Origin of the sequence: Streptomyces sp. NRRL S-378, from assembly GCF_000720645.1 — a bacterium.
Classification (GTDB): Bacteria; Actinomycetota; Actinomycetes; order Streptomycetales; family Streptomycetaceae; genus Streptomyces.
In genome coordinates this window covers 41,438-49,798 of the sequence record NZ_JOBX01000052.1, presented here as the reverse complement: position 1 = coordinate 49,798, position 8,361 = coordinate 41,438, and the positions used below count along the sequence as shown (strand labels likewise).

Here is an 8,361-nt window from a genome sequence, read left to right as displayed (position 1 = left end):
TCACGTCGAGGAGCAGGACGTCCTTGACCTCACCCTTGAGGACACCGGCCTGGAGGGTGGCGCCGATGGCGACGACCTCGTCCGGGTTGACGCCCTTGTGCGGGTCCTTGCCGGTCAGCTCCCGCACCAGTTCCGTCACTGCGGGCATGCGGGTTGAGCCGCCGACCAGGATGACGTGGTCGATGTCCGAGACCTTGATCTTCGCGTCCTTGACGGCGTTGTGGAACGGCGCCTTGCAGCGTTCCAGGAGGTCGGCGGTCAGCTGCTCGAACTGCGAGCGTGTGAGCTTCTCGTCCAGGTGCAGCGGGCCCTCGGCGGATGCGGAGATGTAGGGCAGGTTGATGTTGGTCTCGGTGGCGGCGGACAGTTCGATCTTCGCCTTCTCCGCGGTCTCGCGCAGACGCTGGAGCGCCATTTTGTCCTTGGACAGGTCGATGCCGTAGGCGTTCTGGAACTGCTTGACCAGGTGGTCGACGATCTTCTGGTCCCAGTCGTCGCCGCCGAGGTGGGTGTCGCCGTTGGTGGATTTGACCTCCACCAGCCCCTCGCCGATCTCCAGGAGCGACACGTCGAAGGTGCCGCCGCCCAGGTCGAAGACGAGGATCGTCTGGTCGCTCTCCTTGTCCAGCCCGTACGCCAGCGCCGCGGACGTCGGCTCGTTGATGATCCGCAGCACCTTCAGTCCCGCGATCTCACCGGCCTCCTTCGTCGCGGTGCGCTGGGAGTCGTTGAAGTACGCCGGAACAGTGATCACGGCGTCCGTGACCTCCTCACCGAGATACGCCTCGGCATCGCGCTTCAGCTTCTGCAGGACGCGGGCGGAGATCTCCTGTGCCGTGTACCGCTTGCCGTCGATGTCGCCGGCATCCGGGAAACGCCAGTCCGCCTCGCCGATGTGGCGCTTGACGGACCGCGCGGTGCGGTCGACGTTCGTCACCGCCTGCCTCTTGGCGATCTCTCCGACCAGGACCTCTCCGCCCTTGCCGAAGGCCACCACGGACGGCGTGGTCCTGTTTCCTTCGGTGTTGGTGATGACCGTGGGCTCGCCGCCCTCCAGGACTGCGACGACGGAGTTGGTCGTGCCCAGGTCGATCCCGACTGCGCGTGTCATCATCCGCTCCTCTCAGATCCATGTTCGACTACCCGCTTCGCCGGGCGGCCCGAGCAGGGTCGCCGCTGTACCGGTCCGCCGCAGGAGGCGTCTTACCAGGGGTGAGGTGACGCTCACCAAGCGCAGGAGGGTGCCTTGTTCGGCTGCCCGGCGGCGGGCTTTCAGCAGGACGCCGAGTCCGTAGCAGTCGCAGAACTCGACTCCGCTGAAATCGACCTCCACCACACGCGCTCCGTCGGACAACGCCTCGTCCAAGGTGACTTGGAGCTGCGGCGCGCTCAGGATGTCGATCTCTCCCGAGACGGCGACCTTGAGGTGGCCGTCGGCGCGTCTGATCGCGGCCGCGAGAGGCGGTGCGCCGGGCATGACCGCAACCTCGCCTTCGTCCCGGCTGACTTCGAGACGGAGGATGGAGGGCGGCCGGGGGAAGGCCGGCCCGCCCTCCGTGTTCCTGCCGTGCGTCCGTCAGGCGTTGATCTCCTTGCGTGAGCCGGCGGCAGCCCTGATCTCGATCTTCCGAGGCTTCGCCTCCTCCGCGACCGGAATGCTCAGCCGCAGCACACCGGCCTCGTAGGAGGCCTCGATACGGTCGGTGTCCAGCGTCTCGCTGAGGAACAGCTGGCGGCTGAAGCTGCCGGAGGGGCGCTCCGCGATCAGCACGTTGCTGTCGTCTCCTCCGGAGGCGAGGGACCGTCGCTCCGCCCGGACGTTGAGGACGTTCTGTTCGACGTCCAGTTCGATGGACCCGGGGTCGACACCGGGCAGGTCCAGCTCGACGACGACGGCATCACCCTCGCGGAAGGCGTCCATGGGCATCGCCGCCGGCCGGGCCGTGGTTTCCAGGGCGCGCTGTGTCAGCCGGTCCACTTCACGAAAAGGATCGGTCCGCATGAGCATCATCGTTCACTCCTCTCCCTCTCGTCACAGATGCACATGGCGACACCACCTATATAGCGCGCAGCAATAAAGTTGACAAGATGCGACTCAAGGGTAGCGAGGTGGCCGCTACCAGCTCGGATGGCCACGGGTGACATCACGAGGCGGGCGGCAGGCGCACGGCCAGGACGGCTATGTCGTCACTGCTGTTCCGGGCGAGGCCCGCCAGGAGCTGTGCGAGGAAGGGGGGAATGTCCGCGCGGGCCAGGGCGGCGCCATGCTGGCGCAGCATTCAAGGCCCGTGTCGAGGTGCTCGCCGGGGCGCTCGATGAGCCAGTCGGTGTACAGCAGGATGGTGGAGCCCCCGGTGAGGGCCTGCTGGCCGCTGGGGCGCGCTGCGTGCGGGTCGACGCCCAGCAGGACGCTGTGGCCAGCGATCAGGTAGCGGGCGTCGCCGTCGGGGGTGATCAGCAAGGGCGGCGGGTGGCCGGCGTTGGCATAGTCGTGTGTGCGAACCTGGGCTGGCACAGCGGTCGAGACTTGGTGGCGTCTCGCCCCTTGCACCCGCACTCGGGTGAGGGCCCCCGCAGCCTACGTCGAGGCGCTCCTTTGGGGCCTGCGCTGGAGCAACGCGGCTGAAGACGGCGAACGTGGTTCGTCAGGTGATGGCGTTGCCGTGGTCGTCGATCAGGGGAACGAGCACGCGGACCCGTCCGTGAAGGTCTCCGGCTCCCGTAACCACCGGTGCGCCAGCCAGGACCCGGTCGAGACGGGCGAGGCGGGCGCGACGTCGAGCGCAGCCGGACAGCAGGGACACGGGCGAGGACATCCAGGCCGGCTGAGCGGCTGGCGCGCATGAATGAGGGTCTCGGTGGGGGAGTGGACAGGGAGGCAGAGACTGCCCAGCTGCTGCGCAGGCTGCTTCCTTGTACGGCGGTGGCCCGGTAGGGGGCGGGCCGAGGAGGGGCTCGTGGCGGCAGCCGGGCGGCAGGACAGGACGACCGGGCCAACCCGGTCCCATGCGAGGGGGTTCACGATGAGGCAGGTTCACCGGGCGGAGCATCTCTTGCCGGGCGACTACGTGCGGACCGGATACGCGCGATTCAGCGCCGACGGCCCACGGGCGGGCGAGTATTACGCACGCATCGAGCACGTCGAGCACATTGTTCGTCCCGGCTTCGTCATCTCTGGTGCCGGCTTCGGTCTGGACCCCACCGTGAAGCGCCTGGTGGGCCTTCGCATCCAGGGCATGCCCGGCCCGGTTCTCCTGCGTGCCGGAGACCACCATGCTGCCGACGCCATCGACGAGGAGCGGCAGCGGTGGGACAGGCTTCACCCGACATGGCCTGAGGCGTTCACCCCCATATTCGTCGGAGGCAAGCTGCCGGCGGTACCCCCGTCAGCTCGCGAAGGAACGGCAGGGCCGGAAGAGATCCGATCGAGCCCCGGCCGCGAGATTGAACGCAGGCCGATGTCCTTCGAGAAGCCCGCCAGTGCGCTGTGTGTGGGTGACTACCTGCAGACACAGGCCTGCAGGTTCCCCGCCGAGGACATGGGTTTCGATGAAGGCTTCTGGCGGGTGGAGTGGATCGCCCACCTCGAGGGGAAAGCACTGCAGGCCCTCCTCGCCGACCCCGCCTGGGCAGGTGGCAAGGTGACGCTGGCCCACGTCTACGGCATCTCGGGCGTACTGGTCATTCCGGAGACCACCGTAAGGGTGCTGGTTGTTCCGAACCCCGAACGGCTGCGCAACGATCTGGACGGGCCCTGGCACGAGAAGCCCTATTTCCACTTCGACGGAGCCACTGTTCCCGATGAGAATGATCAACGGCGTAGGGATGCCGTCCTGCGCCCGCCGGCGCCGGCAGATGAAGCTGACCTGTACCCCAGCAGCTTCTCCAGCCCCGACGACCGAACTCTCTTCTTGGAGGGTGTGACGGGGATCCGTCCCGTGCCGGTCTCGCGTCTGCCGTGGCCACACCGCCTGTCCAAGTGCCACCACTTCCGGCGCCTGGAAGCGATCGAGAAGACCTACCCGGAAGACTGGTACGCCGGACAAGTGGCACATGCCGAGCTCTTCGCCCGTCTGACGCCGGAGGACTTCGCCGCCTGCCCCTACCACCAAGGGGACTGGCCCGCGATCGCCGAGGCCGCGACCGAACTCGCGGCTGCCGAGCTGGACGACGACGATGAGCGGCAGCGAGCGGCGAACGCCATGGAGCACCTCGAGGAACGCGACCGCGAGTGGGCTCGTGCGTTGGTGCAGGATCCCATCTGCTGGGACGACAACCACGACAGCCTCACGAACGGACAACACCGAACCTGCGCCCTCCGAGCAGCCGGTGTTCCCTACCTGCCGGTGGAAGGGCGGTACCTGCCCGATTCGGATCCGCCCGACGCTGTGGACGCGCGTACGCACGCCCAGCAGACCGTTCAGGGGTTCTGGCACGACGTACTGACCGCTGTCCTCGGTCCCACGCACCCGCTGGTAAAGGCGGCGCCTCTGATGGTGCGCTTCCCTGCCCTGAGGCGGTTGCTCTTCCCGGCGCGGAGGCACCGCGAGTAGAAGCGGGGCCTTCGAGGCGATTGCCATCCACGGGGCTGGCGGTCTTGGGGTCTCTCAGGTGCTGGCGTTGCCGTGGTTGTCGAAGAAAGCGTCGACCCCGCACCCGTGGGGATGGTCCGGCCAACCTTCGGCTTCCGAAGAAATGCCGAGAAACACGGAACGGACCGGGTCGCCCCATACGTTGAGCAGGGCGGGGCCACACCGTGCGCACCTGACGAGCACCGAAGCGACGGGGGGGACGCGCGTGCCGCAACGGAGCCGCTCCGCGCGCCTGGCTGCGTCCGCGCTGACCGTCGTCGTCACCGTCCTCGCGCTGTTCGTTCCGGTGGCCGGGGCGCAGGGCATGCTCATGCCCGCCGACAGGCCGCTCGCCGACCACACGGTGGCGGGGCACGCCGGACAAGAGGCAGGACCGGACGACGACGTCCCGGCGCGGCATGTCGCGGTCACGCACCGACCTGACGCCCACATCCCGGGCCCGCAGCCTGCGGGCCCCGCGCGTACGGCCGTCGACACGGCCCCGCACCGCGCCCTGGGCGGGCCCGACACGGGCCCCGCCACCGCACTCGCACCGCCGCGCAGGCCGGCCGAGTCCGCCGCCCCGCGCGGCCCGCCCCACCGATGAGCACGCAGACCGTCATCGACGCCTGACCCTTCTGCCCCGGCGCACACGCGCGGGGCCGGTCACGCGTCCCTCCGTCCTGCCCTCATCGTGGAGTACGCATGTCTCGCGCACCCTTGTCCCGCGCACGCTTATGGAGGGCGATCATCGCGCTGGCAGCCGTCGCGTTGTCCGTCTACATCGCCCTCATCCAATCCGCCCGCCTCGGCCTCGATCTGCGCGGCGGCACCCAGATCGTCCTGGAGACCCGGGACTCACCTGCCATCAAGGCCGATGCGGCATCCACCGACCGAGCTCTGGAGGTCATCAGGCAGCGCGTCGACGTCCTCGGCGTCTCCGAACCCGGCATCGCCCGCTCCGGCGAGAAACGGATCATCGTCGAACTGCCCGGAGTGCAGGACCCACGCAAGGCCGCCGAGGTCATCGGCCGCACCGCGCAGCTCACGGTCCACCCGGTGACGGGGGCGACGGCCGACAAGGGCTCCGCGAAGCCCGAGGCCGACGGATCGCGCACCCTGCCCGACCCGGACCAGCCGGGCAACCACCTGAAGCTGGGCCCCACCGCCCTCACCGGTGAGGGGGTCAAGGACGCCGAGGCGGTCCTGGACCAGCAGTCGCTCAACGGCTGGATGGTCTCCCTCGACTTCCGCAAGGGCGCGAGCGACACCTGGGCGAAGATCACCTCGGACGCGGCCTGCGCGCCTCCGGGCGCTCCGGAACGCCGCGTCGTCATCACCCTCGACAACAAGATCATCTCGGCGCCCGGCGTCACCGCGGGCGTGGTGTGCGGGACCGGTATCACGGGCGGTTCCACGCAGATCAGCGGCGACTTCGGCCGGGCCGAGGCGCGCGAATTGGCGGCGCTCGTGAAGGGCGGCGCGCTGCCGGTGCCCCTCGACGTCGTGGAGCAGCGCACGGTCGGCCCGACGCTCGGCGCCGACGCAATCGAGGCGAGCACCAAGGCCGCGCTCATCGGCATCGCCCTGACCACACTGTTCATCACCGTCGTCTACCGGCTCCTTGGCGCGCTCGCCGCCTTGGCGCTCGCGCTGTACGGCCTCATCTCGTACGCCGCTCTGGTGGCGCTCGGCGCGACGCTCACGCTGCCGGGGCTCGCCGGGTTCGCCCTGGCGATCGGCATGGCGGTGGACGCCAACGTCCTGGTCTTCGAACGGGCCAGGGAGGAGTACCTGGGCGTCCGTTCCAAAGACTTGGCGAAGCCGGTGAAGACCGGCTTCGCGAAGGCGTGGAGTGCGGTGATCGACTCGAACGTGACGACGCTGCTCGCCGCGGGATTGCTGTTCTTCTTCGCCACGGGCCCGGTCAAGGGCTTCGGGGTCACCCTGTGCATCGGCGTCCTGGCATCGATGCTCACGGCGCTCGTGATCACCCGCGCGCTTGCGGACTTCGCCGTCGCCCGCAGCTTCGTACGCAAGCGCCCCGGTCTGACAGGCATCGCCTCGACGGGCCGGGTCCGCACATGGCTGTCCCGCCGCAACCCGAACCTGGTTCGCCACCGTCGCCGCTGGCTCGGCGCGAGCGCACTCCTGGTGGCGGTGGCCGTCGCAGGAATCTTCATCCGCGGCCTGGACTTCGGCGTGGAGTTCACCGGCGGCCGCCTCGTCGAGTACAGCACCAGCAGGTCCGTCGACGCGGACACGGCCCGGAACGCCGTGTCCGACGCGGGGTTCCCGCGCGCGGTGGTGCAGGAGTCCGGCGACGGCGGCATCACCGTACGCACGGAGAAGCTCACCGACGACGAACAGCAGCGCGTCAAGGCGGTCCTGGAGGAGCCCGGCGGAATCGTCATGGTGGAGCGTGACGAACAGATCGGCCCGAGCCTCGGCAGCGAACTGCGCCATCAGGCGCTCCTGGCCCTGGGCATCGCGGTGGCCGCCCAGCTGATCTACCTCAGCGTGCGGTTCCGCTGGACCCTGGCGGCAGCGGCAGTCTCTGCGATGGTCCACGACGTCCTCCTCGTGGTGGGCCTGTTCGCCTGGCTGGGCAGGCCGGTGGACAGCGTCTTCCTGGCGGCGCTGCTCACGGTGATCGGCTACTCCGTGAACGACACGGTGGTCGTCTTCGACCGCGTCCGTGAAGCGCGCCGCCGAGACCCGCGAGGCAACCTGGAGAAAACGGCCAACCACGCGGTGGTCCAGACACTCCCGCGCACGGTGAACACGGGCATGGGAGCCCTGTTCATCCTGACCGCACTGGCGGTACTGGGCGGCGACTCGCTGGCGGACTTCTCCGTGGCACTGATCGCGGGCGTCCTGGTCGGCATCGCCTCGACCATCTTCACCGCGGTCCCGATCGCGATCGCCCTGGAACACCGCCACCCGACACCCCCGCCGGCACGGGACCGCCGCGCCGCGAAGGAAGTCCCCGACGGGCACAGCCCGGTGGAGGCGCGGAGGAAGAAGGAGAGGGGGACTGGCGCGGTCGTCTGAGACCGCGAGGACGGCCCTGAGGTCGAGGGCAGCCTCCACCACACGCCGACCGGGCCTCCACGGAGCTCCGACAATCGCGGCCACATTCTGTGAAGGCCCGGTCGGCACGATGCACGGGGAAGGGGCATTCCGCGTCGGTGCCGGCGTCCTCGGCCACCAGGTCGTCCAGCGGGAGCGGGTCGCTGCCGACAGTTGGTCCGTGGTGGCCGTTACAGAACCGTTCCTCGAAGGTGTTGGCCGCCGACCCGAACAGCCGGGCGATGCGCCCCGGCGTCGGCGGCTCCGTCCGGTCGCCGCGGCGCGCAGGACCACGGCCTCCGCGAGCCGGTCCCGGTTCAGCTCCACCCCGCACAGCTCTGCCGCCAGCCACTCGGCGAGCTGGGCCTCGTCCTCCTCGGTGCACTCCCGGAACCCGAACGCGCCCCGATTCTCCACCCGGTGCCGCTTGATCGCCCGGCCGGCCAGTCGTACCCGGCCCACTCCTTGGCCAGCACCCTCACCTGCTGCGCCACGTCCAACACCGCAGGCGCCGGAATCTCCCCGCCAATCCTCCGGGAACCGGGCCTCCACCTCGAAGAACTACAGCAGCAAAGCCAACCCCAGCCGGTTCGCCCCCGACTTGTTGCGCAGCCGCTCCTGGTCCTCCTCCAGACCGCCCACATCACCCTCGCCGCCGAAAACGAACCACTTTCGCCGGATGCGCGGAATTTCCCCGGTCAGCGCCCCCGGTTCCCGA

Annotated in this window: 7 protein-coding genes and 1 pseudogene; 3 read left to right on the top strand and 5 right to left on the bottom strand. The window is 69.3% G+C overall.

Annotation, left to right across the window (positions count from 1 at the left end):
- The 5 genes and pseudogenes from IH80_RS0129210 to IH80_RS47445 all read right to left on the bottom strand — a co-directional run.
- On the bottom strand, positions 1-1,111 hold a 1,111-nt coding region (locus IH80_RS0129210), incomplete at its 3' end, for an Hsp70 family protein (RefSeq protein ID WP_030964472.1).
- 12 nt (positions 1,112-1,123) lie between these two features.
- The gene (locus tag IH80_RS0129205) at positions 1,124-1,477 is read right to left on the bottom strand and encodes an STAS domain-containing protein (protein ID WP_051810093.1); all 354 of its coding nucleotides are present in this window, start codon (positions 1,475-1,477) and stop codon (positions 1,124-1,126) included.
- 99 nt (positions 1,478-1,576) lie between these two features.
- A complete protein-coding gene (locus IH80_RS0129200; RefSeq protein ID WP_030964469.1) occupies positions 1,577-2,011 on the bottom strand; it encodes an Hsp20/alpha crystallin family protein in 435 nt (144 codons plus the stop codon).
- 133 nt (positions 2,012-2,144) lie between these two features.
- Positions 2,145-2,279: a hypothetical protein gene (locus tag IH80_RS46965; RefSeq protein WP_267883530.1), complete on the bottom strand. Its 135-nt coding sequence runs from the start codon at positions 2,277-2,279 to the stop codon at positions 2,145-2,147.
- Positions 2,280-2,302: 23 nt separating this feature from the next.
- Positions 2,303-2,515: pseudogene (locus tag IH80_RS47445) on the bottom strand (SpoIIE family protein phosphatase); the annotation flags it as partial.
- Positions 2,516-3,023: 508 nt separating this feature from the next.
- On the opposite strand from IH80_RS47445, the gene IH80_RS42780 reads away from it, so the two are divergent.
- The 3 genes from IH80_RS42780 (at position 3,024) to secD (ending at position 7,625) form a co-directional block, all read left to right on the top strand.
- A complete protein-coding gene (locus IH80_RS42780) occupies positions 3,024-4,553 on the top strand; it encodes a hypothetical protein (RefSeq protein WP_158943664.1) in 1,530 nt (509 codons plus the stop codon).
- Between the two features lie 244 nt (positions 4,554-4,797).
- Entirely contained in the window at positions 4,798-5,178 is a 381-nt protein-coding gene (locus IH80_RS0129185) for a hypothetical protein (RefSeq protein WP_030964465.1), read from the top strand.
- 98 nt (positions 5,179-5,276) lie between these two features.
- Positions 5,277-7,625 carry a protein translocase subunit SecD gene (gene secD, locus IH80_RS0129180; RefSeq protein WP_051810089.1) on the top strand — a complete coding sequence of 783 codons (2,349 nt, stop codon included), beginning with the start codon at positions 5,277-5,279 and terminating at the stop codon, positions 7,623-7,625.
- The last annotated feature ends 736 nt before the right edge of the window (positions 7,626-8,361 follow it).